The 16,933-nt window shown below is 64.5% G+C and carries 14 protein-coding genes; 2 read left to right on the top strand and 12 right to left on the bottom strand.

What is annotated here, in order from left to right:
• Positions 1 to 288: 288 nt before the first annotated feature.
• Positions 289 to 885 (bottom strand): MarC family protein, encoded by a 597-nt coding sequence (locus E8F20_RS18520; protein WP_280285037.1) that lies wholly within the window; start codon positions 883 to 885, stop codon positions 289 to 291.
• 139 nt (positions 886 to 1,024) lie between these two features.
• Between E8F20_RS18520 and E8F20_RS18515 the strand changes: the two genes are divergently transcribed.
• Together E8F20_RS18515 and E8F20_RS18510 are read left to right on the top strand one after the other, a co-directional pair.
• Complete coding sequence (locus tag E8F20_RS18515) at positions 1,025 to 1,294, top strand: MoaD/ThiS family protein (protein ID WP_280285036.1); 270 nt, start codon at positions 1,025 to 1,027, stop codon at positions 1,292 to 1,294.
• A 21-nt stretch (positions 1,295 to 1,315) separates the two neighbouring features.
• Positions 1,316 to 2,395, top strand: coding sequence for an exo-alpha-sialidase (locus E8F20_RS18510; RefSeq protein ID WP_280285035.1), 1,080 nt, complete (start codon positions 1,316 to 1,318; stop codon positions 2,393 to 2,395).
• A 158-nt stretch (positions 2,396 to 2,553) separates the two neighbouring features.
• On the opposite strand, the gene E8F20_RS18505 is transcribed toward E8F20_RS18510, so the two are convergent.
• The 11 genes from E8F20_RS18505 to E8F20_RS18455 form a co-directional block, all read right to left on the bottom strand.
• On the bottom strand, positions 2,554 to 5,331 hold the full coding sequence (locus E8F20_RS18505; RefSeq protein ID WP_280285034.1) for a hybrid sensor histidine kinase/response regulator: 2,778 nt from the start codon (positions 5,329 to 5,331) through the stop codon (positions 2,554 to 2,556).
• A 111-nt stretch (positions 5,332 to 5,442) separates the two neighbouring features.
• Complete coding sequence (gene purD / locus E8F20_RS18500; protein ID WP_280285033.1) at positions 5,443 to 6,732, bottom strand: phosphoribosylamine--glycine ligase; 1,290 nt, start codon at positions 6,730 to 6,732, stop codon at positions 5,443 to 5,445.
• Positions 6,733 to 6,928: 196 nt separating this feature from the next.
• Complete coding sequence (gene purH, locus E8F20_RS18495; protein ID WP_280285032.1) at positions 6,929 to 8,536, bottom strand: bifunctional phosphoribosylaminoimidazolecarboxamide formyltransferase/IMP cyclohydrolase; 1,608 nt, start codon at positions 8,534 to 8,536, stop codon at positions 6,929 to 6,931.
• 114 nt (positions 8,537 to 8,650) lie between these two features.
• A complete protein-coding gene (fis, locus tag E8F20_RS18490) occupies positions 8,651 to 8,971 on the bottom strand; it encodes a DNA-binding transcriptional regulator Fis (protein ID WP_028630726.1) in 321 nt (106 codons plus the stop codon).
• Complete coding sequence (dusB, locus tag E8F20_RS18485; RefSeq protein ID WP_028630727.1) at positions 8,968 to 9,963, bottom strand: tRNA dihydrouridine synthase DusB; 996 nt, start codon at positions 9,961 to 9,963, stop codon at positions 8,968 to 8,970. Before dusB ends, fis begins: the two co-directional genes overlap by 4 nt.
• A gap of 179 nt (positions 9,964 to 10,142) precedes the next feature.
• A complete protein-coding gene (locus tag E8F20_RS18480) occupies positions 10,143 to 11,498 on the bottom strand; it encodes a DUF3426 domain-containing protein (protein WP_280285031.1) in 1,356 nt (451 codons plus the stop codon).
• 58 nt (positions 11,499 to 11,556) lie between these two features.
• On the bottom strand, positions 11,557 to 12,435 hold the full coding sequence (gene prmA / locus E8F20_RS18475) for a 50S ribosomal protein L11 methyltransferase (protein ID WP_280285030.1): 879 nt from the start codon (positions 12,433 to 12,435) through the stop codon (positions 11,557 to 11,559).
• A gap of 127 nt (positions 12,436 to 12,562) precedes the next feature.
• Positions 12,563 to 13,912 carry an acetyl-CoA carboxylase biotin carboxylase subunit gene (gene accC / locus E8F20_RS18470; RefSeq protein ID WP_280285029.1) on the bottom strand — a complete coding sequence of 450 codons (1,350 nt, stop codon included), beginning with the start codon at positions 13,910 to 13,912 and terminating at the stop codon, positions 12,563 to 12,565.
• 17 nt (positions 13,913 to 13,929) lie between these two features.
• Complete coding sequence (gene accB, locus E8F20_RS18465; protein ID WP_280285028.1) at positions 13,930 to 14,391, bottom strand: acetyl-CoA carboxylase biotin carboxyl carrier protein; 462 nt, start codon at positions 14,389 to 14,391, stop codon at positions 13,930 to 13,932.
• Between the two features lie 25 nt (positions 14,392 to 14,416).
• Complete coding sequence (aroQ, locus tag E8F20_RS18460; RefSeq protein WP_028630732.1) at positions 14,417 to 14,860, bottom strand: type II 3-dehydroquinate dehydratase; 444 nt, start codon at positions 14,858 to 14,860, stop codon at positions 14,417 to 14,419.
• Between the two features lie 123 nt (positions 14,861 to 14,983).
• The gene (locus E8F20_RS18455) at positions 14,984 to 16,762 is read right to left on the bottom strand and encodes a protein-disulfide reductase DsbD (RefSeq protein ID WP_280285027.1); all 1,779 of its coding nucleotides are present in this window, start codon (positions 16,760 to 16,762) and stop codon (positions 14,984 to 14,986) included.
• Positions 16,763 to 16,933: the final 171 nt, after the last annotated feature.

The following is a 16,933-nucleotide window of genomic DNA, read 5'->3' as shown; positions in this document are numbered from 1 at the left end:
TTGTATCCAAGTTGGAATTTCCTTGAGCAAGGGTGGTGCCAGATCCGGGAAAGGCGCGTGGTAGCTGGCTCGGGGCTTTATTGGAGTGGTCTGCGCGGGGATGTGCTCGCACCGCGCCGGGGCGCCCGGGACCGCTCCGGCAACTGGCTGGTGCATCCGGGCTTCCGACTGAACCACGTAGAACGGGTTGCGCGGAGCGATACCCATCACATCGGCTGATGGGTATCGCAGGCTCAACCCATCCTACGAGGGCTGTGCTTCGTCGTTGAGGCAAACGCCCCAGGGGGTTCAGGACACCAGGTAATTCTTCACCCCGGTGAAGATGATCTGTGCGGCCAGGGCGCAGACGAACAGGCCCATCAGCCGGCTGACGATCTGCAGGCCCTGGTCGCCAAGGAGGCGTTCGATATGGTCGGAGAGATAGAGAATGGCGCCCACGGTTACGCTGGCGATGGCAATGGCGAACAGCGCGGTGAGCTTGTCGTCCCAATGCACATGGCCCGCGCCCATTACCAGCATGGCGCCGATGGTGCCGGGGCCGACGGTGAGGGGGATGGTCAGCGGCACGATGGTGACGTCCTGCTGCACGTTGTCCGCCTGCACCGCCGGCTTGCCCTGGGCCATGCCGAGGGCGGAGATGAACAGCACGGTACCGGCGCCGATGCGGAAAGCGTCGATGGTGATGCCGAAGACATTGAAGATGGCCTGGCCAAACAGATAGAGCAGGGCACTGGCGACCAGGGTGCCGAGGGCGACTTTCCAGGCGAGCCTCTTGCGCTCCTTCACCGTGTAGCCACGGGTCAGGCTGATGAAGCAGGAGAGCACGAAGAAGGGGCTATAGAGCACCAGCATCTTCAGGTACAGGCTGGAAAGGCTTTCGAGCATGGGGGCATCCGTTCGTGACTGCGAGGGCCGTTCCTCAGTGTAGAGGCTGCCCTGCCATTGGGCGCACAACTATAACCGCCCCACCGGGGTCGGCTATACCTTCTCCCACTGGGTCGTTTCGTCGCGCAGGGAGCCGTTGATGGCGCACATCAGCTTCACCCCCAACCTGCAGCGTCACCTCGATGTCCCCGAGCTGGATGTCATGGCCGTTTCTGTGGCCGAGGCGCTGGAGGTGGCTTTCGCCGCCAATCCACGGCTGCGCAGCTACCTGCTGGATGACCAGGGGCACCTGCGCCGGCATGTGGTGGTTTTCGTCGACGCCCAGCAGGTCAGTGACTGCCGCCGGCTCAGCGACCCGGTCGGGGCGGCCAGCGACATCTTCGTCGTCCAGGCGCTGTCCGGCGGCTGAGCCGGCGCAAGGAGAAGGACCATGAGCCGATGCATCCATGTGGCGACCCGCAAGGGCCTGCTGCGTTTCGAGCCTGAGGGTGATGGCTGGCGCCTGGCGCGTCAGGATTTCCTGGGCGAACCGGTGAGCATGCTGCTGGCCGATCCGCGCGACGGGCACCTTTACGCTGCCCTGCACCTGGGCCACTTCGGCCCCAAGCTGTGGCGCTCGGCCGATGCGGGACTCAACTGGGAAGAGATCGCCGCCCCGGCCTTTGCGCAGGCCGCGGAGGGCGAGGACGGGGCGTCGGTTGAGATGATCTGGTGCCTGGAGCCTGGCGGCCCCGACCAGCCAGGCACCCTGTGGGCAGGGACCATTCCCGGTGGCTTGTTCAGGTCCCGCGACCATGGCAGTTCCTGGGCCCTGGTGGACAGCCTGTGGCAGCGCCCGGAACGGGCCAACTGGTTCGGAGGGGGCTATGACCAGCCGGGTATCCACTCCATCTGCGTGGACCCGCGCAACAGCCGGCACCTGACGTTGGCCGTGTCCTGCGGTGGCGTCTGGCACAGCGAGGATGAGGGGGCGAGCTGGAGTTATCGCACCCGTGGCATGCGCGCCGCGTACATGCCGCCGGAGCGTGCCGAGGAGCCGGACATCCAGGACCCGCACCGCATGGTGGCCTGCCCGGTTGATCCGGAGCGACTCTGGGTACAACACCACAACGGCATCTTCGTCAGCGACGACCGTGGGCTGAATTGGCGGGAGATCCCGCAGGCCGGTCCGTCTACTTTCGGTTTCGCCGTAGCGGTGCACCCCGCCGAGCCGGACTGTGCCTGGTTCGTGCCGGCGGTAAAGGATGAATGTCGCGTCCCCGCCGACCAGCGTTTACGCGTTACGCGCACCCGTGATGGTGGCAAGCGCTTCGATGTACTGGAGCAGGGCCTGCCGCAACAGCTCTGCTACGACCTGGTGTATCGCCACGGGCTGGATGTGGACGCGAGCGGTCAGCGCCTGGTGATGGGCTCCACCACCGGGCATCTATGGGTGTCGGAGGACCAGGGCGATAGCTGGAATCTGGTGGCGGGGCACCTGCCACCGATTTTTGCGGTGAGGTGGGCGTAGCGGGGCCGGCCAGCAGCCTATTGTGGGGGCGAATTTATTCGCTATGGACGGCGAAGCCGCCCCTTGGAAGATTTGAAGGGCGAACCTGCGGTCCGCATAGCGATTGAAATCGCCCCCACAGTGGGCTTAAGCCCACCATTGAGGCCGCAGGGAAACCGTCAGCTATGCATCGCATGCCGTTCGCGCATTTCCTTCTCGGCTACCCAGTATTCGATCAGTTCGCGCAGTTGCGAGAGCTCCACCGGCTTGGCCATGTGGCCGTCCATCCCGGCCTGACGGGCGCGTTCCTTGTGTTCGCTGAGGATGTGGGCGGTGAGGGCGACTACCGGCGTGCGCGGGCGCTGTTCCAGGTTTTCCCAGTTCCGCAGCATCTCGGTGGCGGTGAAGCCGTCCAGTACCGGCATCTCGCAGTCCATCAGCACCAGGTCGTAATGCTGGTTCTTCATGGCGCTCAGGGCCTCCTCGCCGTTGCTGGCGGTATCCGGCTCGAGGTTGAGCTTGCTCAGCATGCCGCGGATGACCTTGGTGGAGATGCTGTTGTCCTCGGCCACCAGGATGCGGAAGTCATTGGGGACGTGGATAGGTTCGCTGACTTGGGAGCCCGGCAGCGAGATGGAACCGCCGGCCTTGCGTTGGTTCAACTCATCCGCCAGCGTGGTCTTCAGCGTGTAGCCGGCCACCGGCTTGGCGAGGATGCGCTTGATGCCGGCGTTGCGCGCGATGATCTTGCTCGGCGCATTGCTGATGCCGGTGAGCATGATGATCAGGATGTCGTGGTTGAGGCTCGGGTCTTCCTTGATCTTGGCCGCCAGTTGCATGCCGGTCATGCCGGGCATGTCCTGGTCCAGCAGGACCACGTCGAAGTACTCGCGCAGGTGTGCCTTGGTGCGCAGCAGGGCCAGGGCCTCCTTTCCGGACGGTACTGCACTGACCTGCAGGCCCCAGGCGCTGCATTGCTGGACCAGCACCTTGCGGCAGGTGTCGTTGTCGTCCACAACCAGCAGGCGTGCACCTTCCAGTGGGCTGTCGAGGTCGGCAACGGGGCGTTCCAGGTGCTGGCTGTCCAAGGGCAGGGTCAGCCAGAGGGTGCTGCCCTGGCCGGAACCGCTCTGGATACCGAACTCGCCCTCCATCAGGCGCGCCAGTTGACGGGCGATGACCAGGCCCAGGCGGCCGCCGAGCTTGGACGCCGCGAGGAAGTCGCTGCTCTGCAATTCGGCGTTGAGCAGGGCTTCGCGCTCGCCGGCCTCCAGGGGGCGGCCGCTGTCCTGCACGGCGATGCGCAGGCGGGGTCGGGCCGAGCTGTTGTCCAGCGCTACTACCAGGAGGATTTCGCCCTCGTCGGTCTGCTTGAAGGCGTTGTCCAGCAGGCTGAGGAGGATCTGCCGAAGGCGTGTAGGGTCGCCGCTGATCACGCGGGGCACCTGGGGCTGCATGAAGCTGATGAGCTCAACGCGCTGCTGTTCGGCCTTGGCACGGAAGATGTCGAGGCAGTCGTCGATCAGGGCGTTGAGGTCGAACTGCACGTCGTCCAGTTCGATCTGGCCGGATTCCAGCTTGGAAATGTCGAGGATTTCGTTGATCAGGGTGAGCAGTTCGTTGCCGGAGCTGTGGATGGTCTGCACGTAGTCGCGCTGCTTGGCCGACAGCGGCGTCCCCAGGAGCAGCTCGGTCATGCCCAGTACACCGTTCATCGGGGTGCGGATTTCGTGGCTGATCTTGGCGAGGAATTCACCCTTGGCCTTGAGTTCGGCGGAGCTGGCGGCCAGGGCCCGGCTGGCGCTGAAGGCTTCGTTCTGGAGGCGTCGTTGGCGTTCGCTCAGGGCCATGCTGAGGAACACGCCGCTAACGGTGGAGATTGCCAGCAGGGTGTAGGCCAGCCAGTCGGATTGCAGGTGCCAGTAGCCGAACAGCGCCGGCAGGGCACCAAGGATGGCCACGCAGAACACGCCCAGGGCCAGGCTGAACAGCCGCGCCGGGTGGTAGCCCTGGTGCCAGTGGACCAGCGCGTACGCGAACATGCTCAGGCTGGCGATGGCGGCCAGCCCATACACCAGTTGGTTGAACTGCAGGTCGGTGACGATCAGCAGCAGGGCGGCGGTGAGGGTGATCAGCACGATCTCGCCCAGCAACAAGAGCGTCAGTGGTGTGTTCGGGCAGACCTTGTGGAAGAAGCTGACGGTGAAGGCCAGGGCGCAGACCATGGCCATCAGCATGGAAAGATTGGCGATCTGCGGTTGCGCGCTCTGCCAGTCGCCCAACCAGGGCGAACTGATGCCCAGCAGGCTGACGCTGGTGACGATCAGGCAGCTCTGCGCGGCGGCCAGCCAGAGGCTGACGGCGGCACGGGAGTAGGCGTAACGCACGAGGTTGTAATAAACCAGCATGCCAAGGCCCCCGAGCATCAGCCCGAAGAGCAGCGGACGGGTATCGTCGGCGGCCATCAGCGCCGAAGACTGCAGCGTCACCGTGGGGCGCAGGGCGTGTTCCGAGGCCATGCGCAGGTAGAGGTCCAGGGGCTCCTGCTGGACCGGCAGGGGCAGGAGGAAATCCCGGCTGGGCAGCGGACGCTCGCTGAAGGGCAGGCGGCTGCCGGTGCGGGTATGGGCGACCAGCTCATCGCCCTTGAGGACGTAAAGGTCGAGGTAGGCCAGGTAAGGCGCGAAGACCCGCAGCAGCTGTTCATGCTGGCTGGGCAGGAGCCGGTAGTGTAGCCAGAGGGCGCTGCTGCCACCGGGGGTGTAAAGCTGGTCGAGGTCGACCGGAGTGAACTGGGAGAGGGCCTGCTGAGTGCGGACTTCCTGCAGCTGCAGGTTGGCGCTGGGGTCGAGCAGCATGCTCCACTGCCGCTCTTCCGCCGCCTGGGCGGGCGACAGATAGAGCAGGGCCAGTAGCAGACTGGCGATCAATCCTGTGGCAATCCTGAGCCGAAGCACGGTCGAGGTCCCTTCGTGGGTGAGTGGCCGGATTATAGCCAAGCCCCTCTTGTGCGGAATATGACCAAGGCGGCCACTTGGCCGCCTGGGTGAGCACTATTTACTGACCCTTTACCCGTCGTTGCGTTCCCGGGCGATGGCGCGGTAGCCGATGTCCTTGCGGTAGAAACCACCGTTCCAGCGGATTTTCTCCGCCAGGCGATAGGCCTGCTGTTGAGCGTCGGACACGCTGGCGCCGATGGCGGTGGCACAGAGCACGCGGCCACCGGCCGTGACGATCTGGCCGTCCTTCAGCGCGGTACCGGCGTGGAACACCTTGCCGTCCAGGGCGGCGGCATCGTCCAGGCCTTCGATCACGTCACCCTTGGCGTAGTCGCCGGGGTAGCCGCCGGCGGCCAGAACCACGCCTACGGTGGGGCGCGGGTCCCAGGTGGCTTCGACCTTGTCCAGGGCCTTGGCCAGGGCGGCTTCCACCAGGAGGACCAGGGAAGACTCCAGGCGCACCATGATGGGCTGGGTTTCCGGGTCGCCGAAACGGCAGTTGAATTCGATGACCTTGGGCGCACCGCTCTTGTCGATCATCAGGCCGGCATAGAGGAAACCGGTGTAGACGTTGCCTTCCTCGGCCATACCGCGCACGGTCGGGTAGATGACTTCGTCCATCACGCGCTGGTGCACGTCGGCGGTGACGACCGGCGCGGGGGAGTACGCGCCCATGCCGCCGGTGTTGGGGCCGGTGTCGCCGTCGCCAACGCGCTTGTGATCCTGGCTGGTGGCCATGGGCAGCACGTTCTGGCCGTCGACCATGACGATGAAGCTGGCTTCTTCGCCATCAAGGAATTCTTCGATCACCACGCGCGAACCGGCGTCACCGAAGGCGTTGCCGGCGAGCATGTCGCGCACGGCGTCTTCAGCTTCAGACAGGGTCATGGCGACGATCACGCCCTTGCCCGCAGCCAGGCCGTCGGCCTTGATCACGATGGGAGCGCCTTTTTCGCGCAGGTAGGCCAGGGCCGGCTCCACTTCGGTGAAGTTCTGGTAGTCGGCGGTGGGGATCTTGTGGCGGGCCAGGAAGTCCTTGGTGAAGGCCTTGGAACCTTCCAGTTGGGCGGCGCCGGCGGTGGGGCCGAAGATGTCCAGGCCGCGGCTGCGGAACAGGTCGACCACGCCTTTCACCAGCGGCGCTTCCGGGCCGACGATGGTCAACTGGACGTTCTTGGCGGCGAAATCGGCCAGTTGTTCCAGGGCCAGCACGTCGATGGCGACGTTCTCGCACTTGGCTTCGGTCGCCGTGCCGGCGTTGCCCGGAGCCACGAAGACCTTCGCCACGCGCGGGTCCTGGGCCACTTTCCAGGCCAGGGCGTGTTCACGACCGCCGCTGCCGATGATGAGTACGTTCATTGCGTTCTCCTGATCGGCTCCGATTGGAGCCGGATCGTTGGGTATCGCTTCGCTCCACCCAACCTACGAATGTCGAGGTTGCGATCGAGCTGGTAGATGCAAGGCGCCTGCCCCGTCACCAAGCGGCGTTGCCTTCTGGCAATGAGCATTGGGGACGGGGCGGGCAACACAGCAGATGCCTGCTCGAGGGCGACCGTTAGTGTCTAAAGTGGCGCATGCCGGTGAACACCATCGCAATGCCTGCTTCGTCGGCGGCGGCGATGACTTCGTTGTCACGCATGGAGCCACCCGGCTGGATCACCGCGGTGATGCCGGCCTTGGCTGCGTTGTCGATGCCGTCGCGGAACGGGAAGAAGGCGTCGGACGCCATGACCGCACCTTTGACTTCCAGGCCAGCATGCTCGGCCTTGATGGCGGCGATGCGGGCGGAGTTGACGCGGCTCATCTGGCCGGCGCCGACGCCGACGGTCTGGCGGTTCTTGGCGTAGACGATGGCGTTGGATTTGACGAACTTGGCCACTTTCCAGGCGAAGATCAGGTCGTGGATCTCCTGCTCGCTCGGGGCGCGTTGGGTGACGATCTTCAGGTCTTCTGCCTTGATCATGCCGATGTCGCGGCTCTGGACCAGCAGGCCGCCGTTGACGCGCTTGAAGTCCCAACCTGCGGCACGCTCAGCCGGCCATTCACCGCATTCCAGCAGGCGCACGTTGGCCTTGGCAGCGACCACTTCACGAGCGGCGGCGGAGATTTTCGGCGCGATGATGACTTCGACGAACTGGCGCTCGACGATGGCCTTGGCGGTATCAAAGTCCAGCTCGCGGTTGAAGGCGATGATGCCGCCGAAGGCGGATTCGGTATCCGTGGCATAAGCCAGGTCGTAGGCCTTGCGGATGCCGCCTTCGTTCTCCGGTACCACGGCCACGCCGCACGGGTTGGCGTGCTTGACGATGACGCAGGCCGGCTTGATGAAGCTCTTCACGCACTCCAGCGCGGCGTCGGTATCAGCCACGTTGTTGAAGGAGAGTTCCTTGCCCTGCAGCTGCACGGCGGTGGAGACGCTGGCCTCGCCCTTTTTCGCTTCTACATAGAACGCCGCGCTCTGGTGCGGGTTCTCGCCGTAGCGCATTTCCTGAGCCTTGACGAACTGGCTGTTGAAGGTGCGCGGGAAGGTGCCACGGCCTTCGGTGGACAGGGTGTCACGTGCCTGGTCGATGGTGCCCAGGTAGTTGGCGATCATGCCGTCGTAGGCGGAGGTGTGCTCGAACGCCTTGAGGGCCAGGTCGAAACGCTGGGCGTAGGTCAGGCCGCCGGTTTTCAGGCCTTCGAGGACGCTGGTGTAGTCGCTGGCGTTGACCACGATGGCGACGTCCTTGTGGTTCTTCGCGGCGCTGCGGACCATGGTCGGACCGCCGATGTCGATGTTCTCGATGGCGGTGGGCAGATCGCAGTCAGGCTTGGCGACGGTGGCCTCGAAGGGGTAGAGGTTGACCGCGACCAGGTCGATCGGCTTGATGCCGTGCTGTTCCATCACCGCGCCATCGAGGTCGCGACGGCCGAGGATGCCGCCATGGATCTTCGGGTGCAGGGTCTTCACGCGACCGTCCATCATTTCCGGGAAGCCGGTGTAGTCAGCGACTTCCACGGCGGCGATGGCGTTGTCCTTGAGCAGCTTGTAGGTGCCGCCGGTGGAGAGGATTTCCACGCCAAGGGCAGCCAGTTCACGGGCGAATTCGACGATGCCGGTCTTGTCGGAGACGCTGATCAGGGCGCGGCGAACGGGAAGGCGGGTGGTCTGGTCGGTCATTTCGGAACCATTCGAGTGGGAGAGGATTTAGCGGCTAGGCCTGAAACTGGAAGCCGGAAGCTTGACCGTCGGGGAGCGTCCCGCTTCAAGCTTCCGGCTTCCAGCTCCCGACCGTCAGAGCAGGTCGTATTGCTTGAGCTTCTTTCGCAGCGTGCCCCGGTTGAGGCCGAGCATCTCGGAAGCCTTGGTCTGGTTACCCTTGACGTAGTTCATCACGGACTCCAGCAACGGCGCTTCCACTTCGGAAAGCACCAGGTTGTACACGTCCGTGACGGCGGCGCCCTCAAGATGGGCAAAATAGTTGTGCAGTGCCTTTTCGACACTGCCACGCAGGGTCTGGCCCTCTGCGGTGGGCGCCGTCAGGTGCTGTTTCAGGTTAGCGTTGTCGCTCACGGGTGTTGCCCCATCAAAAAAATTCTCGGTCATCGTCGTCATGCGGCCTTTTCCCCTTCGTTGTGACGCTCGGCGAAGAACTCCCGAACGTTGGCGCACTGCGCGTCCGTGGACTCCAAACGATTGAACTTGGCGCGAAACTCCCTGGCGCCCGGCAGGGTTGCCAGATACCAGCCGACATGCTTGCGGGCGATGCGAACGCCCATCTCGTCGCCATAGAAGGCGTGCAGTGCGGCCAGGTGTTCCAGCAGTATCCGTTCCACCTCGATCAAGCCCGGCGCCGGCAGTAGTTCACCGGTCGCCAGGTAATGCGCGATCTCGCGGAAGATCCAGGGTCGTCCCTGGGCCGCTCGACCGATCAGCAGGGCATCGGCACCGGTGGCGTCGAGGACCTGTCTGGCTTTCTGTGGCGAATCGATATCGCCGTTGGCAAAGACCGGAATCGACACCGCCTGCTTGATCGCTGCGATGGTGTCGTACTCCGCTTCACCGGTGTACAGGTCGGCGCGGGTCCGGCCGTGGACGGCCAGGGCCTGGATACCAGCCTGTTCGGCGATTTTCGCCACTGTGATGCCGTTCCTGTTCGATCGGTCCCAGCCGGTCCGGATCTTCAGGGTGACGGGCACGTCGACGGCCTTGACCACAGCGTTGAGGATGTCGGCCACCAGGGCTTCGTCCTTCATCAGCGCTGAGCCGGCGGCCTTGTTGCAGACCTTCTTCGCCGGGCAGCCCATGTTGATGTCGATGATCTGCGCACCGAGTTCAACATTGGCCCTTGCCGCTTCTGCCAGCATGTCCGGGTCTCCACCGGCTATCTGGACGGAGCGGGGCTCCGGGTCCCCTTCGTGGAGCAGGCGCAGCCGCGACTTGCGGCTGTTCCACAGGCGCACGTCGCTGGTGACCATTTCCGATACCACCATGCCAGCGCCGAGGCGGCGGCAAAGCAGTCGGAACGGCCGGTCGGTCACACCCGCCATGGGGGCGAGTATCACCTGATTGGGCAAGGCATAAGGGCCAATGCTAACCGCCGACATAGGTCTTCCCTGTTTTGGGGCCTGCTCAGAAGAGTGCTGGGGGAGTTCGAAAAAGGGTGGGCATGATACCCGCTCTCGATGACTGGATAAAGGCTGTTTTGAACAAATTCTGAACAGCCCTGCGCTTATTGCCGGGAGTTAGAAATGTCCTGGAAGCGCCGGAATCCGGCGCTTGCGGCTTATTCGGGGGAGTGGAAGCTGAGGCTGTAGTTCACGGCCTTGGTGCCCGGGTCGAGGATGTCCAGGCTGATGTGGATGGGGGTCTGCGGCGGCATCTCTGCCTGCCCGGCCAGTTCGCCGGAGAGGTATTCGCCGGGCTTGAAGCGGCGGCTGGCCAGCAACTGGCCATTGATGTCGGCGAAGCGCAGTTCCAGCAGCGGGAAGGGCTGGGCGAAGGCGGCGCGGTTGTAGAGGATCGCGTCCACCACCAGGGCGCCAGAAAACTCGGGGTGGCTGCGGACCACCAGGTTGCTGCTCTTGATCAGGGCGATGTCCACCTTGGAGGGCAGCTGGCAGCCGATCTCCGGGCAGATTTGCTGGAACCAGGGGCGGTACTGGTCCTGTCGCGCCAACTCGTCGAAGTGATACCAGATGTACTGAGTAGCCAGGGCGAAGGCGCCGAACAGGTTCAACAGGGTCCAGCCGATCCAACGGCCCCAGGGGCGCCTGGATTCCTGCCAGTCGAGTTGCAGGGGCTCGTCGCTGAGGTCAAGCAGGCCTTCTTCGCGCAGGCCGGGCTCGCTGCGCTGGGGCTGCTGGCGTGCGGGGGCGGCGGTTTGCGGCTCGTCGAGGTCATCGTCGACTTCGTTGTCCAGGTCGTCGGGCTCGTCGTCGCGGGCGGAGCCGAGGCTGAAGTCCGGGCCTGGCTCGTCTTCCACCAGGTCCATGGACAGGCTGGGCTCGGTGCGTGGAGCCGGTTTGGGTGGCTCCACCGGGGTGCGACTGACCGGTTCGGCGCTGGGCTCGGCGCGTCGTTCGAAGTCGGGCTCTGGCGCTGGCTCCGGTTCGGGGGCGGGTTCCGAAGGGGCCTTGTGCTCTTCGGCTTCCAGCAGGGCTTCGGCCCAGCCTTCGTCGGGGCGGGGTGCAGGTTGCGCTTCGGCGCGTACCGGTGCGTTCGGGCCGAGCAGGTCACGGGACAGGCGTTGTTCTTCCTGTTCCAGCTTGGCCAGCTCCTCATCCAGGTCGAGGCTGTCGAGGTCCAGGTCGTCGTGGATCCACAGGGTTTCGCTGCCGGCCGGTTTGGCCTGCGCCTGCGGTGCAGACGGCTGCTTGAGCACGGTGGCGACACTGGGGGCCGCGACCTGGGGCGCCTCTGTCCTGGGCGCCGGGGCCGGGGCCGGGGCCGGGGTTGGGGTCTTGGGTTTACTGGCCGTCGGAGCCGCCTGGCCCTTCGCCGCCAACAGCTGTTGCGCCGCATTGAACACATGCAGGCAGGCTCCGCAGCGCACGGCGCCATGGGCCACGGCCAGTTGGGCGCGGCTGACGCGGAAACTGGTCTGGCATTGTGGGCATTGGGTGACGAAACTGTCGGTCATGCGGCGATCCGGTCGAAACTAAAGGCTATTTTACTCGATCCATTGGGTTTCCAGCGCTTCAGCGGCGCACGCCACTGATGCGTACCCAACCGTCCTTCTCTGCCGTGGGGTCGAGGTCGAATGCGTCGGCGTAGGCGGCGCGTACTTCTTCGGCCTGCTCGGCGAGGATTCCGGACAGGGCCAGGCGTCCGTGCGGTGCCACCAGGCTGGTGATCTGCGGCGCCAGGGACACCAGGGGGCCGGCGAGGATGTTGGCCACCACCACTTCGGCGGGCTTGGCCGGCAGGTCGGCAGGCAGGTAGACCGGAAAGTGCGCCGGGTCGATGCCGTTGCGCGAGGCGTTGTCGCGAGAGGCTTCCAGGGCCTGGGGGTCGATGTCGGTGCCCACGGCCTGGCGCGCGCCCAGCAGCAAAGCAGCGATGGCGAGGATGCCCGAACCGCAGCCGAAATCCAGTACTTCGCAACCGTCGAGCTTCTGGTCGTCCAGCCATTCCAGGCACAGGGCGGTGGTCGGGTGGGTGCCGGTGCCAAAGGCCAGGCCTGGGTCCAGCAGCAGGTTCACCGCGCCCGGTTCGGGCGCTTCATGCCAGCTCGGTACGATCCACAAACGGCGGCCGAAGCGCATGGGCTGGAAGTTGTCCATCCAGCTGCGTTCCCAATCCTGGTCCTCGATGCGCTCTATCAGGTGCTCAGGCAGTGTGCCGCCGGTCAGCAGTTCAAGGTGCGCCACCAGGCTGGTTTCGTCGGTGTCGGCTTCGAACAGGGCCAGCAGGTGGGTGTGGGTCCAGAGCGGGGTGGTGCCCAGATCCGGCTCGAAAATCGGCTGGTCCTCGGCATCCATGAAGGTCACTGAGACCGCTCCCACTTCCAGCAGGGCGTCTTCGTAGGTTTCCGCCTGTTCCGGGGTGATGGCGAGACGAACTTGTAACCAGGGCATGGCGGGACCTCTTGAATATTCAGCGTGCACACGCGGCAGGCGCGCAAGCTTACTTGAGCACAGGCTGGAAAAACACAAGGGCCGCCAGTTGGCAGCCCTTGTGTCGTGGATCAGGCACCGACGGTGATCAGTGCTTGTCCATGCCGAGTTTCTTTTCCAGGTAGTGGATGTTGATACCACCCTTGCAGAAACCCTTGTCGCGCGTGAGGTTGCGGTGCAGCGGGATGTTGGTCTTGATCCCGTCGACGACAATCTCGTCCAGCGCATTGCGCATGCGCGCCATGGCTTCGTCGCGATCCTTGCCGTAGGTGATCAGCTTGCCGATCAGCGAATCGTAGTTCGGCGGAACCGCGTAGCCGCTGTACAGGTGCGAGTCGACGCGAACGCCGTTGCCACCCGGGGCGTGGAAGTAGCTCACCTTGCCGGGGCTGGGCATGAAGTTGTCCGGGTCTTCGGCGTTGATCCGGCACTCCAGCGCATGGCCACGGATGACCACGTCTTCCTGCTTGATCGACAGCTTGTTGCCGGCGGCAATGCTGAGCATTTCCTTGACGATGTCGATGCCGGTGACCATTTCGGTAACCGGGTGCTCTACCTGCACGCGAGTGTTCATCTCGATGAAGTAGAAGCGACCGTTCTCGTAGAGGAACTCGAAGGTGCCGGCGCCGCGGTAGCCGATTTCGATACAGGCCTGGACACAACGGTCCAGTACTTCGGCGCGGGCCTTCTCGTCGATGCCCGGGGCAGGGGCTTCTTCCAGCACCTTCTGGTGACGGCGCTGCAAGGAGCAGTCGCGGTCGCCAAGGTGGATGGCGTTGCCCTGGCCGTCGGACAGGACCTGGACTTCGACGTGGCGCGGGTTGGTGAGGAACTTCTCCAGGTAGACCATGGGGTTGCCGAACGCCGCACCGGCTTCGGTACGGGTCAGCTTGGCCGACTTGATCAGTTCTTCTTCGTCATGCACCACGCGCATGCCGCGACCACCGCCGCCACCGGCTGCCTTGATGATGACCGGGTAACCCACTTCGCGCGCGATGGCGAGTGCGGTTTCCTCGTCTTCCGGCAGCGGGCCATCGGAGCCCGGTACGGTCGGTACGCCGGAGCGCTTCATGGCGTCCTTGGCCGAAACCTTGTCGCCCATCAGGCGAATGGTGTCGGCTTTCGGGCCGATGAAAGCGAAGCCGGATTTCTCCACCTGCTCGGCGAAATCGGCGTTCTCGGCGAGGAAGCCGTAGCCCGGGTGGATCGCGGTAGCACCGGTGAGCTCGGCGGCGCTGATGATCGCTGGGATGCTCAGGTAGGACTGGGCTGCCGAAGCCGGGCCGATGCAGACGGTCTCGTCGGCCAGGGACAGGTGCATCAGCTCACGGTCGGCCGTGGAGTGCACTGCCACCGTCTTGATGCCCAGCTCCTTGCAAGCGCGCAGGATGCGCAGGGCAATCTCGCCACGGTTGGCGATCAGGACTTTTTCCAACATCGCAGGCTCTCCGCGGTTCAAACGATGGTGAACAGCGGCTGGTCGTACTCAACCGGCTGACCGTTTTCCACCAGAATGGATTCGATCACGCCGCTGGTCTCGGCCTCGATGTGGTTCATCATCTTCATGGCTTCGACGATGCAGAGGATGTCGCCTTTCTTCACGCTCTGGCCAACTTCGACAAAGGAAGCAGTCGTCGGGGACGGCGAGCGGTAGAAGGTGCCGACCATCGGCGAGCGCACGACGCTGCCGTTCAGCTTCGGTGCAGCCGGGGCCGCGGCTTCAGCAGCGGCGGCTGGGGCAGCAGCGACCGGAGCAGCTACCGGCGCGGGTGCGGCAGCGTAAATGGGTTGACCCGCGAAGGCCTTGTTGCTGTGACGGCTGATGCGCACGGACTCTTCGCCCTCGCGGATCTCCAGTTCGTCGATACCGGACTCTTCCAGCAGTTCGATCAGTTTCTTGACTTTACGGATATCCATTAATCATCAACTCCCAAGGGTGAGGTCAGGGGCGTTCAAGGTGTTCTAGCGCCGCGTCCAGGGCCAGGCGGTAGCCGGTGGCACCCAGACCGCAGATCACTCCCACGGCAACGTCGGAAAAGTAGGAGTGATGGCGAAAAGGTTCTCGCTTGTGCACGTTGGACAGGTGCACTTCGATGAATGGGATGCTCACTGCGAGCAATGCGTCACGTAGGGCGACACTTGTATGCGTGAAAGCCGCAGGATTGATGATGATGAAGTCCACTCCTTCACCACGGGCGGCATGAATCCGGTCGATCAGTTCGTACTCGGCATTGCTCTGCAGGTACATCAGATGGTGTCCGGCTTCGCGGGCGCGTCGCTCCAGGTCCTGGTTGATCTCGGCCAGGGTGGTAGCCCCGTATTTGTCGGGTTCGCGGGTCCCCAGCAGATTGAGGTTGGGGCCATGCAGGACAAGCAGGGTGGCCATGCTGTTTTGTTCCTTATTGGAGGCCAGGCGGCACTATGCCGGATAGCCGGAAAGGCTGTCCAGTTGTCAACAATAGTCGACAAGATGCCCGGTGTTTACGGCAAATATATGACGTTGCATGCATCAGCGCGATGCATTCGCCTGTTGCAGACGAGCGGCAAAGGCCTTGGCATCGACTTCACCTACGACTCGCAGATCGGCCAATTCGTCACCCTGTCCGTTGAAGAGCAGGATGGCTGGCGGTCCGAACAGCTTGTAGCGGTCGAGCAATGCGCGTTGTTCCGCGTTGCTCTCGGTCATGTCGAAGCGGATCAGGCGGTAGCCGCCCAGCTGCGAGGTAACCTCCGTGGCAGTAAGGACTTCACGCTCGATCACCTTGCAACTAATGCACCAGTCGGCATACCAGTCCAGCAGCAGCGGCTGGCCAGAGCCTTTGGCCTCGGCCAGGGCGCCGGTGAGTTCCGTCGGGGTCTTGATGGTCTGCCATTGTCCGGTAGCCGGCGCGACGGACGGCGCACCAACCAGGTGCGTGCGGCCCAGCGGGCGCAATGGGTCGGATTCGCCCTGAAGGGCGCCGGCCCAGGCGGCCACGGCGTACACCAGCAGGACCAGGCCGCCGAGCTGCGCCAGGCGCTCGCGGGGCGCCTTGGGCGTGAACTCCAGGGCCCCGAGGAACAGCGCCACGCCGCCGGCCAGCAGGCCCCAAAGGCCCAGGGCCAGGGGGGCGGGCAGGACGCGTTCGAGCATCCACACCGCCACCGCCAGCAACAGCACGCCGAAGGCGTTGCGTACGGCGACCATCCACTGGCCGGCCTTGGGCAGAAGCGCGCCACCGCCAGTGGCGAACAGCACCAGGGGAGCGCCCATGCCCAGGCCGAGTGCGAAGAGTTTCAGGCCGCCACCCAGGGCATCGCCGCTTGCACTGATATAGAGCAGCGCTCCGGCCAGCGGTGCGGAAACACAAGGGGAAACCAGCAGGCTGGAGACTACGCCGAGCAGTGCGGCGCTCCAGATCGAACCGCCCTTGGTGCTTCCGGCCAGGGTATCCAGCGGACCGCTGATGAAGCGCGGCAGGCGCAGTTCGTACAGGCCGAACATGGCCAGGGCAAAGGCGGTGAAGAAGGCGGCGAAAGGCACCAGTACCCAGGGGGATTGCAGTCGCGCCTGGAGGTTGAGTTCGGCGCCGAACACGCCCATCAGCGCGCCCAGCAGGGCGAAGCAAGCGGCCATCGGCAGCACGTAGGCCAAAGACAGCACCAGGCCGCGGCTGCCACCCGCCTGGCCGCGCAGTACCACGCCCGAGAGGATCGGCAGCATCGGCAGCACGCAGGGGGTGAAAGTGAGGCCCAGGCCGGCGAGGAAGAACAGCGCCAGTTCGTGCCAGCTCCAGCTCTTGCCTGTGGCGGTGCCGCCAATCCCGGACGCATCGCCGCCCGCCGCGCCATTGGCCAGCTTCAGCACCTCGGTTTCCGGCGGATAGCACAGGCCCTTGTCGGCGCAGCCCTGATAGGTCACGCGTAGCTCGGTTGGTGCCTTGCGAGCCGGGTCTACCGGCAGGTCCACGTCCAGCACGCCGTAATAGACCTCCACATCACCGAAGTACTCGTCGGTCTTGTGCTCGCCAGCGGGCAGCACCGGTTGTCCCAGGCCGCTGTCGGCGGGTTCGGCGCGGAACTGGAAGCGATGGCGATAGAGGTAGTAGCCCTCGGCATTGGTGAAGCGCAGCTTCACCGAGGTAGGCGTGCGTTCTACCAGGCTGAGGCGGAAGGCCTCGCGCACCGGCAGGAAATCGCCACTGTTATTGAGGGAGGCACCCAGGGTCGGGTTCGGGCGGTTGTCCAGCAACCCTGCGCCAGCGGGCAGGGCCACCAGCAGCAGGATCAGGCTCAGCAGGCGGCGCATGGAAGTCTCTTGGGCAGAAAGTGCTCGCATCATAGCGAACCTCGGCGCCTTCCTGCAGGCTCCAGGCTGTAAGCGGTTTTGTCCTCGGGCTGAAAGGTCGGGTGCCGGATTGTAGGAGCGAGCTTGCTCGCGAACGCTTCGACGCCAATGGGTTCGCGAGCAAGTTCACTC

The sequence above is a fragment of the Pseudomonas sp. BN415 genome, from assembly GCF_029871195.1.
Taxonomy (GTDB): Bacteria; Pseudomonadota; Gammaproteobacteria; order Pseudomonadales; family Pseudomonadaceae; genus Metapseudomonas; species Metapseudomonas resinovorans.
The sequence above is the reverse complement of the archived record's forward strand: the minus strand, read 5'-3'. Positions and strand labels throughout refer to the sequence as shown.